An 18908-nucleotide genomic window follows, 5' to 3' on the forward strand; every position below is an offset into this window, starting at 1 on the left:
TTATCTTCCGGGAAGATCCCAGACAAGACGAATTCCTGCCCGGCGATCCGTTTTCAAATTTGGGATTCCTCCGAAAGATCTGTGATAGACGGTCGATTCTTCTTTTGTGGAAGCAAAAGAACCGCCGCGAATCACCTTGTGCATTTTCCCGAACGCGTTTCTTTTGAGAGAGTGTCCTTTGTACGGAAGATAATCCGAACTCGTCCATTCCGCCACGTTTCCGCACATTCCGATAGCTCCATAAGGACTTGCCGATTTTTTTGCGAGTTCATAAACTCCGATCGTATCCATACGTTTACTTTCGATCGTATTACAGAGAACCGGATCAAAATCGTTTCCAAACGGATATTCGAGCGGATTGAGATTAAAAAAATAAGATTCGTCGCGATTTATCATCCAAGTAATTCCCGTTCCTCTTGCGGCCTTTTCCCACTCCATTTCGGTGGGCAATCGTTTTCCGGACCAGCGTGCGTAATCTTCCGCTTCCCTATAGGTAAGGCCGTTGACTGGATGATGTTCCTTTCCGGATGGATAAGTTCCGTTTGGCCAGTGTGGAGGAGAAGGGCTATTGGTTTCCTTTAAGAATTTTGAATATTCTTGATTTGTAACTTCATATTTATCGATGTAAAATGAAGAGACGTCTTGTAGATTTCCGCGATCCGGTTTAAAATAGAACGGATTATAGCTGTCTTCGGACGCGTAGCTTCCTTGTCCGTGTAGAAAAAAACCCATGGATTCGTAGAATATTTCTCCGTTCTGTTCGTATCCTCCGGAAATCAGAATCATCTCTTTTCCATCTTTCGGATGTCTGAGTTGTTTCGTAGGTCTCGTTCTTCTCCGTTCATCCGTAAAAAAAGCTCCCGGTTCCACGTAAGCAACTTCTTGTTTGTAATCTTGGATAAAGGTTCCCGCAGTAAGAAGACTTTCAGGAACGCCCGTGTTTGCTACAAAGGATCCGAAAAGTTCTATTTCGTTTGCTTTTTTTCCTCGAGAAGTGGATTGATAAGCGATTGAGATTTGTCGAATTGAGAACGAACCGATTTCCCTTTCAGGATTGGTTTGTAAAACCGGATAATCCGGTCGGCGCGCGAGAATGGCTTTGATTTCTTCTTCTTCCTTTCCGTAAAAAACCGATCCTCTTCGAATTCGAATTTTTACTTTCCCCTTTCCTCGATAAACGGCTTCGACTTCTCCTTTCCAGAAAGGGACCATCCTCAGGTTGAGGGACGGATCTTCTTGGTCTTGGGAGAAGAGTCCGTTCGATTCAGTTCCTATCCAAAGAATGATGGAGAGAATGAGAAATTTTGAAAATGTGAGAATGCGTTGCCGGATCATATTCTTGAATCGTTGGTGAAAGATTGGGATTCTTCTTAAATCTTCGGCAACAATCGGACGCTTCAAAGGAGAATTTTGAGGGGAAAACGGATTTTGAGAATTTCGGTCTTGGAAATGCGATTTCGGATTTCAAGATAATTTTCGTTTCATCTATTTGTTCCGACAAACTAAGAGCTTGTTCCAAATCCTTAAAATGTGGGAACTCTTACCTATTTTGGATGAAAAAAGAACCATTAGAACTGCCGAAAAAAACGATGAGACGTAATTTGTGGGAACTCTCACAGTTAGATTGGAATTTTATACAACTCGATTCTTTCTTTTTTCGAGGTTTTGAACAGATCCTAAATGCGTCTGAAAACGTTTGATTTACGGATTTGAAGTTCGGGGTCGCCGAGAATTGTGGTTTTTTTACGATCTGAAATCAGAGAAGATTTCTTTTGTAGGAACTCCTAAATTAAAAACCCCGTCTTTGCAGGACGAGGTTTTTTAAAGTGTCTTTTCTAGTTAAGAAATTCTTATTTTTTCTTCGCTTTATAGGGAGGTGGACCGGATTTTTTGCTTCGGTCTCCGCCGCCGCTTCTTCCGTTGCCACTGCTTCCTCCGAACTTGGAACGTGAGCCTCCGCCGGCGCCGCCACCTCCGCTCGGTCTTCCGGAATAACCTCCTCTGTCACGATTGTAACCTCCGGATTTACGAGAAGGTTTTCTATCGTCGAAACGCTGCTCCGCCTCGAACTTGACGCTCGCGTCAAAGGTACCGCTTTCTTTGTGAATCGTTAGTTTAAAAAGAGCGGCAGCGATATCAAGAGCAGTATATTCCGTTCCCATCAATCTTTCTACCTGGTTTACGTATTCGCTCAAATGTCCCGCGTCGACAAGACCTCGGATCTTCGCAGTATAGGAGTGAATTTTGGTTTCTTCAAGATCGTCTAACGTAGGGATTTTTCCGGGTTCTATTTTTACGCCGTTTGCGCGTTCTATTTTTTTGAGATTGTAGATTTGTTTTCCAACGATAAAGGAAAATGCGATTCCCTTTTTACCGGCTCTTCCCGTTCTTCCGATCCTGTGAACATAGTCTTCGCCGTCTCTCGGCAGATCATAATTGAAAACCGCTTCCACGTTGTTTACGTCGATTCCTCTTCCTGCAACGTCCGTTGCGACGAGGATCTCGATGGTTCCGTTGCGAAAGCCGTTCATCACCTTATCTCTTTGTTTTTGGTTTAGATCTCCGTGAAGACCTTCGGCAAAGTAACCGCGTGATTTTAATAATTCGACTAACGTATCGACTTGGGCCTTTGTGTTACAAAAAACGAGAGCGAGTTTGATGTTTCTGTGTTCGATCAATCTCGCGAGCGCCTCGCCTTTTGCGCTTTCTTGAATTTCAAAATAGATTTGTTCGATTTTCGGGGCGCTCAGTTTTTGATGAGTTACGTCTATGATCTGAGGACTTTTTTGAAAACGTTTCATCATATTCAAAATGTCGTCGGTCATAGTTGCGGAGAACATGATGGTCTGGCGTTCGGCTGGAGTGTCTTTTAAAATGATTTCCATATCATCTCTAAATCCCATATCCAACATTTCGTCCGCTTCGTCCAACACTACGATCTTGATTTCGTCCAAACGAAGAGAACCGCGTCTCATGTGGTCCATCATTCTTCCGGGAGTTGCGATTACGATCTGAGGATTTTTTCTCAAAGCTCTTAATTGTCTGTCGATTTCCTGTCCGCCGTAAATCGGAACAACTTCAAAGTTACCTTTGTATTTCATCAGTTTTCTAAACTGTTCGCTGACTTGAATTACGAGTTCTCTCGTCGGACAAAGGATTAAAGCTTGTAGACTTTTAGAATTTACTTCCAACATTTCGATGGTCGGAATTGCGAATGCCGCCGTTTTACCGGTACCTGTTTGTGCGTGTCCGATGATGTCCTTTCCCTTTAAGATGACTGGGATTGCGTCCGACTGGATCGGAGAGGCTTCCTCAAAGCCCATTTCTGCGATTGCATTTTGGATTTCGGTGGATAAGTTTAGTTCGCTAAACTTGAGTTTCTTCATAGATGTTCCTTTTAAAGTATTGGATCATCCCATATTCCGGGAACCTCTAATACTTTGAATTTTCAAGATGAACTATCCGGAAGATCAAAAAGCCAATTAAAACGAGAGGAAGGCTGGAATCAGGAGATATTTTGTGTCTCTGCGTAGATAAGACACGCTGTATTAACTACAGTTTTAAAACGGCCTATTTTAACAAGGAGAAAACAAGGGATGGAATTTCATTTTTCGAATTCATTCAATAGAACGATATCGAATTTACGATGATTGTAGTCGGGATCGAGCAATATGTCCTTTAAGAAGCTTCAAAAATTCTTATATAAAGAATCGAAGGTGAAAGAATCATCGCTCATTTGTTTGAAACGAGAGATGATTGAAAGGATTTCTTAGGAAAGAATTTTCGAAAACGACTTAGAATTGAGCGGTCATCGAAAGATATGCGAATTGCGCCTGAGGCAGGAAACTTGTTTTTCTAAATTCGGGAGAAATCGAATCATCGTTCACTTTTCCTCGAACCGCGTCGCCCGCAAAAATCCAACTATAACCCAAAGCCCAAATGATATCCTTGTATTTGAGCGTATAGACCATATCGATTTCTCTGAATAAATTTTTCCCCAACGTGCCCACGCCTCTTTGTGACTCGGCGCCTTTTTCACTTTGCAGATATGGATTCTTAAAACGATCGTTTGCGAAGGATTCGGTACTTGCTCCTTCTTTGAGAGTTCCTGCGATATCGTACCAACCGTCTTGAAGTTTTTGTTTGTCCACGATCCAATAGGCGAGTCTTAATTTTCCTTTTTCAGCTCCGTCCCAGGTAAGATTGACTGACTTACCGATCATGTTGACCCAACTGACTTGATCCGCTTCTCCGTAAAAAATATGGTTGGAATGAAATAAGTTGGAAAATGTCGCCGCTTTCCCGTCTTTGCGATTCGGATCGCCGCTGGCGACGTTGTATTCCGCACCAAGCCGAAAAGATCCGATCGTATAACCGGTATCCAGTGCAAAAGCGTAAGCGTCGTAAGCCTGTCTTTCCCTGTATAAGCTTTTTGTAATAGTCTGTCCTGTGAGGGGATCGACTGTGGCAGCGTTCGTGTTTAGCGAATCCCAGCCAGGAGTCACGTTCCAACCGGTCCTTCCCGTTTGAACCGAATACTCGAATGAAAAATCAAGAGGAGTTTCGGATTTTTTATCCTTTGTAGTTTTGTTGGAAACTCTGAATCCGAACGTGTGAAGTTGATCGTATCTGGAATCTCGGGGAATCGTTTCCGGATTTGCGAGCAAAAGAATCGCAGAGTTATTTTGAGGAAGCCATTTTTTATAGAGTCCGATGTAATACGCATCCAAATGTAAGTGTTTGGAGAATTTGATCGTATTGTAAAATCCGGTGAAAGTAGAATCTCCTTGTTGTTGTTTCGGAATGTCGGCCGAAAGTTTACAAGGAGTGTTTGTATTTGCGGGACAGTTGTATTGAGCCGGGAATGAATTTTTTTTGCCCAAAGAAGTTGTGTTTCCGGCGATATCGGAATCCTGTTCACCCACGATCATGATCCATGCATGAGAGGAAAAAAATTCTTGATCTAGTTTAAAACGAAATCCGTTAAAACTACGTCCTACGTTCGTCCAGTCCAAGGAGCCGACGAGTCTTTCGTCGCCGTATTTTAGAATTTGCCTTCCCGCTTGGAGAGTGATCGGGCCTATCAATTCCTTCGATTCTATCCAAGCCTCGCGTATTCCGACCGACTGCCTCGTATTGTCGTTTGCTGTATCCAATCCGGTGATCGAAGCCTTTTCACCTCCCCAAAGGACGGTGTCTTGTAAGGTGATCCGAACTTTGGTTTTTTCGGAAATATCTTTTTCCAGCCAGATCTGAGCTTTCGCGCCGACAAAAGAAGCATTATCGTTTTTGAATCTATCAAAATCATAATTATACTTCGCTTCGGGGCGAATTCGAATCATACCGCCGAATTTGATCGTTTCAAACCAAGGTAATTCTTTTTTAGGTTCCTTAGGAAGAATCGGTTCGGACTTTTCGGAGGTAGTCGGCTGAGTCGTAATTTGAGTCGGGCTGTTTTGAACGTTAGACGGAATCGTGTCTATTTTTTCCTGCGCTTGGATCGTTGAAAAAAGTAAAGTAAACGATAAAAGTAAAAGAGCTCCAGCTCTCGTTTTGTGAGGTTTCAATTTCGGACCTTTTTAGATTTATTTTTTTTAAATTCATTTTTCGCTTTCACTTTTCACTAAATTTGATTTTAGAATTTTGGAAACTTCCGGACGACAACTTCCGCAACCGGTTCCGGCCCCCGTTATCTTTCCAAGTTCGTCGATTGTTTTGATTCCATTTTGAATTTCTTCGAGAAGGTTTCCTTCTCCAACTCCGTTACAAGCGCAGACTAACTTGCCTAAAACGGGTTTTCTAGGAGTTGTGTTTCCCGATAGAAGTTGTTCCCTTCTATCTCCGAGCTCGATTCCGCTTGTTATCAATTCCCTAAATTCTTGCAGATTCGATTTGTCGCCGATCAAGATCGCCCCGACCAACTTGTCCGAGTTTATAATACATTTCTTATATTTTCTTTTTTTACGATCTAAGAATACGATCTCTTCGTATTCGCCGGAGCCATCATCGGAAAGATTCATTGGAGTTTCAGCCAGACGAAGAGATACCAAATCCAATTCCGGAATTTTGAGGAGGTTGGAATGAACCGAACCTTTGTAAAAATCGAAAGCATATCCGTAGATGTGATGAGCCGCGATTTTCGATTGATCCTCCGTCGCAGCTACCGTACCGTAAAGTCCGGAAGAATGTTCCGCGACTTCGCCAATCGCATAAATATCCGGATCGGAAGTTCTAAGATACGGATCTACAAGAATTCCTTGTTTGCAGTCGAGACCGGCCGATAATCCCAGTTGAAGATTCGGAGAAGTTCCCGTTGCAAAGACGATTCCATCCGGTTCGATGATCTTGCCGTTGCTGAGTTTTACGTTTTGAACCTTAGAGGTTCCTTTGATCTTTGAAATTTCCGCTTCGAAGATGATTTCGATTCCTCTGGATTCGATTTCTTCTTTAAGAATTTCAGAAGCAATCGTGTCCAATTGTTTGGACATGAGCCTATCAGTACGGACTAAAATCGTAACATTTACATGCAGAGATTTTAATGCAGCCGCGACTTCTAAACCGAGTAATCCGCCCCCGACTATCAAAACGTGGGAATCTCTTACAAAAAAACCTTTGATTCTTTCCGCGTCCTCTTTCGCGCGGAGACAAAAAATCCCTTCCATTTCCTTTTTGATCGTATTTGGAACGTTAGGTGAACTTCCGGTGGCAAAAATCAGCTTATTGTAAGAATGGACGTTTCCCTGGGAATCCCTGACTATTTTTCCTTCGGGATGAATTTGAACTACTTCGGTGTCGGGAAGAATTTTAAAATTCCAAGATTGAATTTCTTCCTCGGTGATTCCCATAAGATCTTCGAATTCTTTATCGCCGCTGATCAAATCAGGAAGAAGGATACGATTGTAAAACGGATTTTTTTCCTTACAAAGAACCGTGATTTCGCTTTTGCTGTCCAAGGAGCGAAAGTGTTTTAAAAATGCGAGCGTTCCGTTACCGCCGCCTATGATAAGAATTTTATCTTTTTCTTTTTGATAAAGATGAACGTTGACCGCAGAAATCTTAAATCCGGGCTGTTTTGAAAATGGATCAAAAGCTCCGCTTGTGAGATTGTTTGCACGGGAATCGTCTCTTCCGAGTTTTTTTCCCCAGTGCATCGGAAGAAAGACAACACCTTCTTTGATGTCTTCGGTAATGTTGGCTCTTACACGAACTTTTCCTCTAACGTTTGCGACTTCTACGATCGAACCTTCTATGATTTTTCTCACCTTTGCATCTTTAGGATGAATTTCCAAATAGGGTTCGCGTCTATGTTCGCTGAGTTTACGCACCTTCCCCGTTCGAGTCATCGTATGCCATTGATCTCTGATTCTTCCGGTTGTTAAGATCAGCGGAAATTCGGAATTTACTTTTTCGGAAGAATCCTCCGGATCCACTGCGTGAATTTTTGCCTTACCGTTGGGTCTGAAAAATTTATGATCCGTAAACAAACGCGCGGTGCCACCGTGATCTTTTGTCGGAAACGGCCATTGAACCGACCGTCTTTCCTTTAAGATGGAATAGTCGAGTCCCGCGATATCGATGTTAGTTCCTTTTGTTAAGCGACAATGTTCGTCAAAAACTTCACTTTCGTCTTGAAAGGCAAAGGAAGAGCGAAATCCCATTCTGATCGCAAATTGATTGAGGATCCACGTATCCGCCATTGCTTCTCCAGGAGGATCTATGATTTTTGGAAGATACGTGATTCTTCGATCCGAATTCGTCATAGTTCCTTGTTTCTCAGCCCAACCGGCCGCAGGAAGAATCACATCCGCAAAAGGAATCGCTGAAGAATCTTTGGATATATCTTGAACGACGACTAACTCGGCTAAACGAAGTCCGGACTCGACAAGACGAGCATCCGGAAGACTTACGGTTGGATTGGTGCAGATGATCCAAATCGCTTTCATCTTTCCGCTTCGAAGGTGTTCGAACATTTCAGTCGCGCTGTAGCCGGGTTTTTCTTGGATGGAATCTACACCCCAAAATTGAGCGACGTCAGCTCTGTGTTGCGGATCGGCTAGGTTTCTATGAGCAGGAAGAAGATTACAAAGGCCTCCGACCTCACGGCCGCCCATTGCATTCGGTTGTCCGGTAAGCGAAAACGGTCCCGCTCCCGGTTTGCCGATCTGACCAGTGAGAAGCGATAAATTGAGAAGAGCTAGATTTTTATTGACTCCGATAACGCTTTGATTGAGTCCCATTGCCCAAAGGGATAGAAAACCTTTCGAATTTCCGATAATGTCCGCCGCTTTATAAATTTGTTCGGAAGGAATGTCACAACTTCTTGCACATTCTTCCACGCTTACGGAAAAAACTTTTTGTTTTAATTCCTCAAAACCTTCGGTATGATTTTTTAAGAATTCGGAATTGATTCGATTTTGTTCAATGAGAATTCTTGCAATCGCGTGAAAGAGGTGAATATCGCTTCCGGGAAGAATTTGAAGATGAAGATCGGCTTCTTCGCAACTCTCGGTTCTCCTCGGATCGACTACTATCAATTTTACGTTTGGATCGGATTGTTTTCTAGCTTCGATTCTACGAAACAGAATCGGATGACACCATGCGGGGTTTGCCCCTGCTACTAAAAAACAATCCGCCAATTCAATGTCTTCATAACTGATAGGAACGCTATCTTCGCCAAGGGCCATCTTATAACCGACTACGGCGGAACTCATACAAAGTCTTGAATTCGTATCTATATTATTGGTTCCTAAAAAACCTTTTGCTAATTTATTAACTACGTAGTATTCTTCGGTTAACAATTGACCGGAAACGTAAAAGCCGACCGAATCCGGTCCGTGTTCCTGGATGATTCTTTTGAATTCTTCCGAAACTCGGTTGAGCGCCGAATCCCAATCGGTTCTGATTTGCGGCGAAAAGCGATCGTTTCGCATCATCGGATAGGTTAACCGATCGGAGCGATCCATTACGGAATAATTTAAATTCATTCCTTTGGAACAAAGCATACCACGATTTGCGGGATGACTTGGATCTCCTTCGACTTTTAATTCAAAATCCGAATGTTTATGTACAAGCACTCCACATCCCACGCCGCAATAAGAACAGGTGGTAGAATACGTCTCTGAATGATTCACTTCCTACCATTATGCAAGAATGATACCAATTCAGAGAACGTGTTCTTTTATAAAAAAAGTAAATGGAGAATCAGTGCTGGAGACGAGGAAATCTTTGTACAAAACACTTCATTCTCTGATTTCAAACTTTTGTAATATGACTGAAACAATGAATTCCCGTTACTCAAACGATGGTAAAACTGAAAAATATATAAGACAATGTACCGAATGTTCATTTTATAAACAGCGAATAACGCAGGTTTTATTTTTCCAATGCCCAGTTTTTATCCGCAAAGGAGCACGATAGGATTCTTTCAAACCCCGGTTTGGCCTTTGTATATTGCTTAGAAACGGTAATTCTGAATAAAACTAGAATCTGGTACGGTTTTTGCTCTATAAAGGCTGAGCGCTCCCAATTGGAGTTCGATTTACAGAGGGAAAATTATAAATGAAAAAGTTTAAAGAATTTTTGTCCGCCGGTCACTTTCCAACCTTACTTAGCTCTTTTCTCTACTTTGATTTCAGTTTTATGGTTTGGATGCTTTTGGCGGCCCTGGGTGTTTTTCTTGCCGAGGAGTTCAAATTGAACCCGGCTCAAAAGGGACTTATGGTCTCCATACCGTTGTTAGGCGGAACCTTACTTCGAATTCCGATGGGTTTATTGTCCGACCGTTACGGTTCACGTAAGGTCGCTCTAATCGGAATGCTGATTACGATGGTTCCTTTGGTTTTAGGCTGGCAATTTGGAAATTCAATGTCTGAAGTTTACGCGATCGGTTTGTTGCTCGGTGTTGCCGGTTCCAGTTTTGCAGTCGCACTTCCTCTGGCTAGTAGAAGTTATCCCGCAAAATATCAAGGTTTGGTAATGGGAATCGCGGGCGCCGGAAACAGCGGTTCCGTTCTTGCAACTTTATTCGCTCCCGATATCGCTCGCAGTTACGGTTGGCATTCTGCTTTCGGATTGGCTCTGATTCCAATGGGTCTTGTATTTATTTTCTTTTTCTTTTTTGCCAAAGAAGAAAGTATCAAACCTTCCGGTAAGACCGTACTGGAATATCTTGCGCCTATCAAGTCGGGCGATGCCTTGATTTTTAGTTTCCTCTACAGCATCACCTTCGGCGGTTTTGTCGGACTTGCGAGTTTTCTTCCTATGTTTTATTACGATCAATACGGAGCCGACAAAGTTACAACGGGACTTTATACGACTTATTGTATTCTAGGCGCGAGTATGGTTCGTCCGTTCGGAGGTTATCTTTCCGATCGATTCGGAGGAGCTTCGGTTTTGATAGTCGTTTTGATCGTTGCTTCCCTGATTCTTTTTGGAATTTCAACGCTTCCTCCTTTGATTATCATCTTACCTTTGTTTGTTCTTCTTATGCTCTGTTTGGGATTGGGGAACGGCTCGGTCTTTCAATTGGTTCCTTCCCGTTTTAAAAAGGATATCGGTATTATTACCGGTTTTGTGGGCGCTTTCGGCGGGTTTGGAGGATTTGTCGTCCCGAATCTATTGGGTTCCTTAAAGTCGGCCTGGGGGACTTATTCCACGGGATTTACCGTATTAGCTTTTCTTGTGCTCATTGCCGCGTTAGTCTTATATGCAACGAACTTCTACGTCTGGAGCAAGGCGCCCGAAGAAGCGGACTTAGGAATGGAATCCGCTTAGTCGAAAAATTCTTCGGAGAAAATAAAAATGTCGAAACAAAAATTAGTTATTATTGGGAATGGGATGGTGGGACATCGTCTCGCTGAAAAATTGATCGAGTTTGGTGGAAGTGAAAAGTATGAAATTCTAATATTCGGAGAGGAACCTCGGCGCGCCTATGATCGAGTTCATCTTTCCGAATATTTTACTAATAGATCGGTGGATCCGCTTTATCTTTCCAAAGAAAATTGGTATTCGGAAAATAAAATCGACTTACATCTAAAAGAGAAGGTAATAGCGATCGATACCGCTTCCAAAAAAGTAGAAACTTCTTTTGGAGATTTTTATGATTTCGATAAACTCGTTTTAGCGACCGGTTCGGCGCCGTTCGTTCCCACTTTTGACGGCATCGATAAAAAGGGAGTTTTTGTTTACCGCACGATCGAGGATTTGGAACAAATTTTAGAATTCGGTGCATCCGTTCGGAAAGCCACGGTCCTTGGCGGAGGATTGCTGGGTCTGGAAGCCGCAAAGGCTCTCGTCGATATGAATCTGAAAACCGACGTCGTCGAATTTTCTTCTCGTTTGATGCCGCGCCAATTGGATGAGGCCGCTTCTTCGATTCTTAAATCAAAGATCGAAGAGTTGGGAGTTTTGATTCATCTTGAAAAAAATACGAAACGGGCGTTCGGAGATTCTTCCATCGCGGGTTTAGAATTCCAAGACGGTTCCGTTTTAGAAACTGAAATGCTTGTCGTTTCCGCGGGTATAAGACCGAGAGACGAGTTGGCAAAGTTTTCGGGGATTTCCGTGGGCGAAAGAGGCGGGATTCTTGTGAACGATTCTTTGGAAACGAATGTTCCGGGAATTTATTCCATCGGAGAATGTGCGCTTCATAACGGTATGATCTACGGTCTTGTTGCTCCGGGTTACGAGATGGCCGAGATCGTAGCGCATAATCTTTGTTATTCGGAAAATTCTTCTAAACAATATTCAGGCTCCGATCTTTCCACGAAGTTAAAACTGATCGGAGTGGACGTCGCTTCTTTTGGAGACGCTCTTGGGCAATCCAAGCATATACCGATCGCATTCAAAAATCCGCTTACTGGAATTTATAAAAAGTTGGTAGTTTCCGAAGACGGAAAAACTCTGCTGGGCGGAATTCTAGTTGGAGACGCGAGCGCTTACGGAAATCTTCTCGCGCTCTATCTCAACAAGATCGAACTTCCGGCAGAACCGGAAAGTCTCATCGTCGGATCCGTTTCCGCAGAATCGTCGTTTGGCGCCGGATCCTTGCCGGACGAAGCGAAAATCTGTTCTTGCAATAACGTTTCTAAAGGCGACATCTTAAACGCGATCCGAAATCAGGACTGTTTTGAGATGAGTTCTTTGAAAGAATGTACGAAGGCAGGAAGCGGTTGCGGCGGGTGTACTCCGCAGGTAAACTCCCTTCTCAAAGGGGAACTAAAGGCGCTCGGAAAAGTAGTAACCGAACATCTTTGCGAACATTTCGCTTATTCCAGACAAGAACTCTTTCAAGTGATCAAAGTGAAAAAGTTGAAAACGTTCGAAGAGGTACTGACTAACAGCGGAAAAGGATTGGGTTGTGAAACTTGTAAGCCTGCCGTAGCTTCCATTCTCGCGAGTTTATGGAACGAAACGATCGTTCATAAAAAACACAGAGAGATCCAAGATACAAACGATAAATATTTAGCAAACATTCAAAGAGGCGGAACCTATTCCGTTGTTCCTAGAATTCCAGGCGGTGAAATTACTCCGGAAAAGCTCATCGTAATCGGAGCAGTCGCTAAAAAATTCAACCTCTATTGTAAGATCACCGGAGGACAAAGAATCGATCTTCTCGGTGCAAGAATGGAAGACCTTCCCGAAATATGGGGCGATCTTGTGGACGCCGGTTTTGAAAGCGGACACGCTTACGGAAAGGCGATGAGAACCGTAAAGAGTTGTGTGGGTTCGACCTGGTGCAGATACGGAGTTCAGGATAGTACGTCTTTTGCGATTCGTATCGAAGAACGTTATCGCGGGATTCGTTCTCCTCATAAGTTGAAGGCGGCCGTTTCCGGTTGTATTCGTGAATGTGCCGAAGCTCAGAGCAAAGACTTTGGTATCATCGCGACCGAAAAAGGATGGAATCTTTATGTCGGGGGAAACGGCGGAGTCACTCCTCAACACGCGCTCTTGTTAGCGGCGGATATCGACGAAGACACGTGTATCAAATACATCGATCGATTCTTAATGTTTTATATACGCACCGCCGACAAGTTGACCCGAACCGCGGCATGGCTGAAACAACTCGAAGGCGGAATCGATTATCTCAAAGACGTTATCATCAACGATCGTCTCGGAATCAACGAACAGTTAGAATCGGAAATGCAAACGCTCGTCGACAGTTACCGCTGCGAATGGAAAGCGGTTGTGGACGATCCTGAAAAACAAAAAAAATTCAGACACTTTGTAAACAGCGATCAACCGGATTCGAACGTGCAGTTTATCGAAGAGCGCGGTCAGATCCGTCCAGTGGATTGGGTAAAAGAAGAAGTTTCAGTTCGATAGGAAAGAAAAGGGTTTTTATGGAAACAGCGTTTGAAGAAAAAATTTGGATCGAAATCGCCCCGGCTTCCGAATTCTCACAAGATGGGGGAACGTGCGCCAAGGTTGGCGACGAACAGATCGCAATTTTTCATTTCCAACAAGGAGATGAGTGGTATGCTTGTGAGAATCGCTGTCCGCATACGGGGGACATGGTCTTATCCAGAGGACTCACAGGGGACTCGAAAGGAGAACCTAAGGTTGCTTGTCCTTTGCACAAGAGATCTTTCTCTCTAAAAACGGGGGAATGTATTTCTGGAGATTCATATTCGGTTCGCACCTTTCCTGTAAAAGTGGAAGGTGGGATGGTTTTTCTCGCAGTGGATTCCTCCTTGGTAGCGAAAGAATGAATTAGAAGAGGTATTGTATGATACGCGACGGTTTTGGAAGGAGTTTTCAAACTCTAAGAATCAGTCTTCTGGATCGTTGTAATTTCGCCTGTACCTATTGTGTGGATGAGGACGTTCGCCTTTTGCGTAAGAATTCTTACTTGGAAGTCGATGAATGGGTTTGTATAGTTCAAGACCTTCATCGTTTATTAAATTTAGAAAAGGTAAGACTTACCGGAGGAGAGCCGACTCTTTATCCTCACTTGAAAGTTCTCGTTCGGGAATTGAAGAATTTAGGAATCCCGCAAATTTCTCTGACTACAAACGGTTCGATTCTTTTCAAACAAGCATCGGATCTAAAAGAAGCGGGTCTGGATTCGATCAACGTTTCTTTGGATGCGATGACATCCGAAATTTTTCAGACGATGAGTCGACGTTCCGCTTTGAGACAGACGTTAAAGGGCATCGATGCCGCCGTCGATTCGGGACTTAAAGTAAGAATCAATTGTACTTTGGTAAGGGGAAAAAACGAGGACCAGATCATTCCAATTCTTGAATATTCTTGGAATAAGGGAATTCTTCCGCGATTTTTGGAATTGATGAAGATGGGTTATTTACAAAATTCGGATACGATCCCCATCTTTTCCCAAAAGGAAATCTTAGCTCGTGTCGAAGGACGTTACGGCGATTTAACTCCGCAGACGCGAAACGTTTCTTCCACCGCAAATTATTGGAATACCGAAGACGGAAATTCTTTCGGTATCATCGCTAACGAATCGGCCCCTTTTTGTAGCGATTGTGATCGTCTTCGTTTAGACAGTAAGGGAAGTCTTTACGGTTGTCTGAGTTCTTCCACCGGCTTCCCTTTGCCGAAGCTCAGAGAACAGGGGATCGATATGGAACAGATTCTTATCTTGGCTTTGCGTCAAAAACAGGACGTTCGTTTTAAGGGAAGCGATCTTACAATGATGGCGATCGGAGGTTGAGGATGGAAGTTGCGGTAAAAACGTTCGGAATTCTAAAAGATCACTTTCAATCCGACTTCGTATTAAATTTAGAATCGCCGGTCCGTGTGTTGGACGTGGTGGAAGAGATGAGAAAGAAAAAGCCGGAGACAAGTCAAATTCTCGAGGTGTCCCTTTGGGCGGTTCAGGACAAAATGGTCGGAGCCGATCGGATCGTAACGGAGGGTGAAATCGTTTTGATTCTTCCTCCTTTGAGCGGAGGCTGATATGTATCTTCAAGAAGAACCGATCGATCTAAACAAGATACTTTCTCAAGGGCACGATCCTTCCTGCGGCGCGGTTGTATTATTCAGCGGAGAACCGAGAGACACCGCAAACTCAAACAAACAAGTCGTACATCTATACTACGAGGCTTACGCTCCTATGGCGGAACCGATGATCGCAAAAATCTTAGAGGATGCGACTCAAACCTTTCATTTAAAAAAAGCGATCTGCGTTCATAGGACCGGAACGGTTTATCCGGAAGAATCTTCGGTCTGTGTGATTACCGCTTCCTCACATCGAAAAGAAGCGTACGAGGCCAACCGTTATATTATCGATCGTGTAAAACACGAAGTCCCGATCTGGAAAAAAGAATTCTATTCCGATCAAACTTCCGAATGGACTCTCAATTGCGCCGGTTGTGCGGCGGGGGCGATCGGACACGAACGTTATACGCCATTGAAGGTAAATCAATGACGGCTCGAAAACCAAAGGGACTCGTTTTGTGCGGGGGAAATTCCAGCAGAATGGGAAGCGACAAAGGTTTGCTTTCAACCGAGGGAAAACTTTGGGTTCATGAAAGAATTCTTACGTTGTCGCCGTTTACCGACGGTTGTTTGATTTCGATTCGGGCCGAACAACGAACCGCGTATTCAAAAGTTATTTTAAATGGAGAATTTACGGAAGATTTATACGAAAATATCGGGCCGATGTCCGGGATTCTTTCCGCTCACGCTCGTTTTCCTGCGGAAAATTTTTTGGTTCTGGCCTGTGACATGCCTTCTCCCGATTCTTGGATATTCTCCGAAATTTTAAAAGTATACACTACGAATCCTGGAAAGAGGAGTTATTTCTGGAAACTTGATGGAATGATAGAACCTTTTCCCGCGATTTATACCTCCGAATTGTTAAACGAAGTCGCTCGGAAACTAAACGATTCTGATTTTAATTCTTCTCCTAAAGATATTCTGGAAAGATCGGAAGGAATCGGATCGGACGTTCCGAAGGAACGATTCAAAGCATTCTTAAATTATAATACTCTTCCGGACTTATCCGGGGTGGGAATTTTAAATTGATTTCGAAATACGGGAAAGTTTATCTTGTCGGCGCCGGTCCGGGCGATCCGGAATTGCTGACAAGAAAGGCGGTCAAAGTGCTTCGCCAAGCGGACGTAGTTTTGTATGACGATCTCGTGGCCTCACGGATTTTGAGGATGTGCCGTAAAAAAACAGAGTTGATCTATGTGGGAAAAAGACTGGGACAACACAGTTGTCAACAAACCGAAATCAATCGGAAGATCGCCGATATGGCTCTTCAGTACAAGGTCGTAGTACGTCTGAAAGGCGGAGATCCTTCAGTTTTTGGAAGAGTAGGCGAAGAGGTGGAATCTCTTTTGTCGCTTGGGATCGAGTGCGAGATTGTTGCCGGTATAACGACCGCTTCCGGGGCGGCGGCGCATCTCGGATTCCCTCTGACTCATCGCGAATATTCGAAAGAAATTTTATATTTATCCGGACACGGAAAGAATGGAAAAAATTCTGAGAGTTTTAAAAATCTTTCCTGTGACGGAAAAACTCTCGTAGTTTACATGGGTTTGAATTCTTTAGAAGAGATTGTGGATGATTTGATCTCTTGCGGAAATTCGGATACGGTCCCGGTTGCGATCGTCGAAAATGCAACTTTGGAATCGCAAAGAATGATCACCGGTACTTTGGGTGACATTTCTTCGATCGCGAAAGAAAAAGAAGTGCGATCTCCGGCTCTATTGATCATAGGAAGTATCGTTCATTTTTATTTGGAAATGAATTCTCTTCGATCGTTTATCCACCGTCCGTATACACTCAGTTAGGACAAAAGAATGATCGACATCACCGAAAAAAGAACGAGCCTCCGTTCCGCGTTGGCCGAGGGGTTTGTATACTGTACTCCTGAAACGTTAAAAAGAATTCGAGAGAATACTCTTCCTAAAGGGGATCTTTTCGGAGTTGCAAAAGCGAGCGGCCTTCTTGCTTCTAAAAAAACATCCGATCTTATTCCCCATTGTCATCCTGTGAATATCGATTTTTTTGATCTTTCATTCGAACTCGTAGAAAGAGGAGTGAAGATTACCGCGACTGCGAAGTCGATCGGTAAGACGGGAATCGAAATGGAAGTTCTAACGGGACTCAGTTTGGCGGCGCTGACGATCTATGATCTTCTCAAACCGATCGACAAACAATTGGAAATATCTTCCATTCGACTTTTGGAAAAAAAAGGCGGTAAGAGCGAAACTCAATTCTCAAAGTTTGCCGAAGGTTCTAAAGCCGCCATTTTGGTTTGTTCGGATTCTACGTTTGCGGGTAAAAGAGAGGATAGTTCGGGAAAGGTCATCGAAAGTATATTAAAAGATTCAAATGTTCTAATTCACGAATATGCAATTGTTCCCGACGAACCGGAAGAAATTCGTAAAAAGATCGAAGACTGGGTTATTGCGGGCGTCGACTTGATCGTAACGAGCGGAGGAACCGGTTTGGGTCCAAGGGACAATACGACGGACACGGTTCGAGATCTTCTCGATCAGGAAATTCCAGGGATCGCCGAGACGATGCGTTCTTTTGGACAAGATAGAACTCCTTACGCAATGCTTTCCCGTTCTTTAGCCGGAAGGATCAAAAAAACTCTGGTAGTTTGTTTACCTGGAAGTTCTAACGGGGCGAGAGAAAGTTTAAAGGCGATCTTTCCTGCGATTTTTCACGCGAAGAAAATGATGAGAGGAGAAGGTCATTGATTTCGATCGAGGAAGCGCTTTCTAAAATTCTTTCCGAAGTTTCCGTAACAAAACCGGAGTCCGTACCTCTCAAAGAAACGTTGGGAAGAATTCTCGCAGATAACGTTTACGCCGATCGGGACTACCCGCCTTTTCACCGTTCTACGATGGACGGTTATGCGATCAAAAGCGAGGATTATGACTCTTCCAAGATTTATCGTTGTAAAAAAGAAATTTTTGCGGGTATGGAATCCGCTTTGGATCCGGACGAGGAAATCGTTAAAATTATGACCGGCGCTTCTGTACCCGAAGGTTTGGACGCAGTGATCAAAGTCGAGGATAGTCAAGAGTTAACCGATGAGAATTCGATCACACAAGTAAAATTTAATTCGGACAATATATTCCAATTTATGAATATATCTCTGCGAGGAGAGGATCTAAAAACGGGAGAACTCGTGATCGGTTCGGGAGCCAAAGTCGGAATTTCCGAAATTTCCTTGTTGGCTTCTCTCGGGATCGAAGCGGTTTCGGTATATTCGTTGCCGACTATTTCCATCATATCCACGGGAAACGAAGTGATTCCCGTGGGATCGGCGCCGCTTCCTTATCAGATCCGAGATTCTAATTCTTATTCTTTGATCGCCATTTTGAATCGTTACAAAATACACCCGAAATCAATCGTTTTAGTTCCGGATGAAGAAACGAAAATTGAGGAAGCTCTCAAGCAGGGATTGGAGTCGGATATTCTTTTGTTATCCGGAGGTGTTTCTATGGGGAGTATGGATTTGATTCCTCCCATTTTAGAAAAACTCGGAGTAAAAAAAATATTTCACAAGGTCTCACTAAAACCGGGTAAGCCGATTTGGTTTGGAAAAAAAGGAAAGACAGCCGTATTCGGTCTCCCGGGAAATCCTTTTAGCGTTCAGGTCTGTGCGAGAATATTTTTAGATCCTTACATTCGCTCTTATTTAGGAATGCAGATCGCTAAACCGTTGAGATATTCTTTTTATGGAAAAAGAAAAAAGAAGAATGTTTTACCGGAATATTTTCCCGTGTTTTTGGAAACGAAAGAAAAAACCGGACTCTGCGCGAAGTCGTTTAACGGAAGCGGAGATATTCGCGCCGGGTTGTTCTCGGACGGAATCGCTTTACATCCGGGTGAACGATCGGAAATTTCGGAAGGAGACGTTTTGGATTTTTATCCTTGGTAAGAATCGGTTTTAAATTATGAATTTATTCTGCGTT

The 18908-nt window shown here is 43.4% G+C and carries 13 protein-coding genes and 1 pseudogene; 10 read left to right on the forward strand and 4 right to left on the reverse strand.

Going from position 1 to position 18908, the window contains the following annotated elements:
- The 4 genes and pseudogenes from JWG44_RS06590 to JWG44_RS06605 form a co-directional block, all read right to left on the reverse strand.
- Window positions 1-1236: pseudogene (locus JWG44_RS06590) on the reverse strand (formylglycine-generating enzyme family protein); the annotation flags it as partial.
- A gap of 614 nt (window positions 1237-1850) precedes the next feature.
- Window positions 1851-3386, reverse strand: coding sequence for a DEAD/DEAH box helicase (locus JWG44_RS06595; RefSeq protein WP_205274166.1), 1536 nt, complete (start codon window positions 3384-3386; stop codon window positions 1851-1853).
- A gap of 408 nt (window positions 3387-3794) precedes the next feature.
- A complete protein-coding gene (locus tag JWG44_RS06600) occupies window positions 3795-5441 on the reverse strand; it encodes an alginate export family protein (protein ID WP_332460779.1) in 1647 nt (548 codons plus the stop codon).
- A 159-nt stretch (window positions 5442-5600) separates the two neighbouring features.
- On the reverse strand, window positions 5601-9131 hold the full coding sequence (locus tag JWG44_RS06605) for a molybdopterin-dependent oxidoreductase (protein WP_205274167.1): 3531 nt from the start codon (window positions 9129-9131) through the stop codon (window positions 5601-5603).
- Between the two features lie 427 nt (window positions 9132-9558).
- On the opposite strand from JWG44_RS06605, the gene JWG44_RS06610 reads away from it, so the two are divergent.
- The 10 genes from JWG44_RS06610 to JWG44_RS06655 are packed head-to-tail and all read left to right on the forward strand — an operon-like array spanning window position 9559 to window position 18874.
- Window positions 9559-10773 (forward strand): nitrate/nitrite transporter, encoded by a 1215-nt coding sequence (locus JWG44_RS06610; protein WP_205274168.1) that lies wholly within the window; start codon window positions 9559-9561, stop codon window positions 10771-10773.
- Window positions 10774-10800: 27 nt separating this feature from the next.
- Window positions 10801-13326 carry a nitrite reductase large subunit NirB gene (gene nirB, locus JWG44_RS06615; protein ID WP_205274169.1) on the forward strand — a complete coding sequence of 842 codons (2526 nt, stop codon included), beginning with the start codon at window positions 10801-10803 and terminating at the stop codon, window positions 13324-13326.
- 17 nt (window positions 13327-13343) lie between these two features.
- Window positions 13344-13712, forward strand: a complete 369-nt coding sequence (gene nirD, locus JWG44_RS06620) for a nitrite reductase small subunit NirD (protein WP_205274170.1) — start codon at window positions 13344-13346, stop codon at window positions 13710-13712.
- A 17-nt stretch (window positions 13713-13729) separates the two neighbouring features.
- Entirely contained in the window at window positions 13730-14677 is a 948-nt protein-coding gene (locus JWG44_RS06625; protein ID WP_205274171.1) for a GTP 3',8-cyclase MoaA, read from the forward strand.
- 2 nt (window positions 14678-14679) lie between these two features.
- A complete protein-coding gene (locus JWG44_RS06630) occupies window positions 14680-14922 on the forward strand; it encodes a MoaD/ThiS family protein (protein WP_205274172.1) in 243 nt (80 codons plus the stop codon).
- 1 nt (window position 14923) lies between these two features.
- Complete coding sequence (locus JWG44_RS06635; protein ID WP_205274173.1) at window positions 14924-15394, forward strand: molybdenum cofactor biosynthesis protein MoaE; 471 nt, start codon at window positions 14924-14926, stop codon at window positions 15392-15394.
- On the forward strand, window positions 15391-15993 hold the full coding sequence (locus tag JWG44_RS06640; protein WP_205274174.1) for a molybdenum cofactor guanylyltransferase: 603 nt from the start codon (window positions 15391-15393) through the stop codon (window positions 15991-15993). Before JWG44_RS06635 ends, JWG44_RS06640 begins: the two co-directional genes overlap by 4 nt.
- Entirely contained in the window at window positions 15990-16766 is a 777-nt protein-coding gene (gene cobA, locus JWG44_RS06645) for a uroporphyrinogen-III C-methyltransferase (RefSeq protein WP_205274175.1), read from the forward strand. Before JWG44_RS06640 ends, cobA begins: the two co-directional genes overlap by 4 nt.
- Before the next feature lie 9 nt (window positions 16767-16775).
- Window positions 16776-17684 (forward strand): bifunctional molybdenum cofactor biosynthesis protein MoaC/MoaB, encoded by a 909-nt coding sequence (gene moaCB, locus JWG44_RS06650; RefSeq protein WP_205274176.1) that lies wholly within the window; start codon window positions 16776-16778, stop codon window positions 17682-17684.
- Complete coding sequence (locus JWG44_RS06655; protein ID WP_205274177.1) at window positions 17681-18874, forward strand: molybdopterin molybdotransferase MoeA; 1194 nt, start codon at window positions 17681-17683, stop codon at window positions 18872-18874. The genes moaCB and JWG44_RS06655 overlap by 4 nt, the downstream gene beginning before the upstream one ends.
- Window positions 18875-18908: the final 34 nt, after the last annotated feature.

The organism is Leptospira ainazelensis (assembly GCF_016918785.1).
GTDB classification, from domain to species: domain Bacteria; phylum Spirochaetota; class Leptospiria; order Leptospirales; family Leptospiraceae; genus Leptospira; species Leptospira ainazelensis.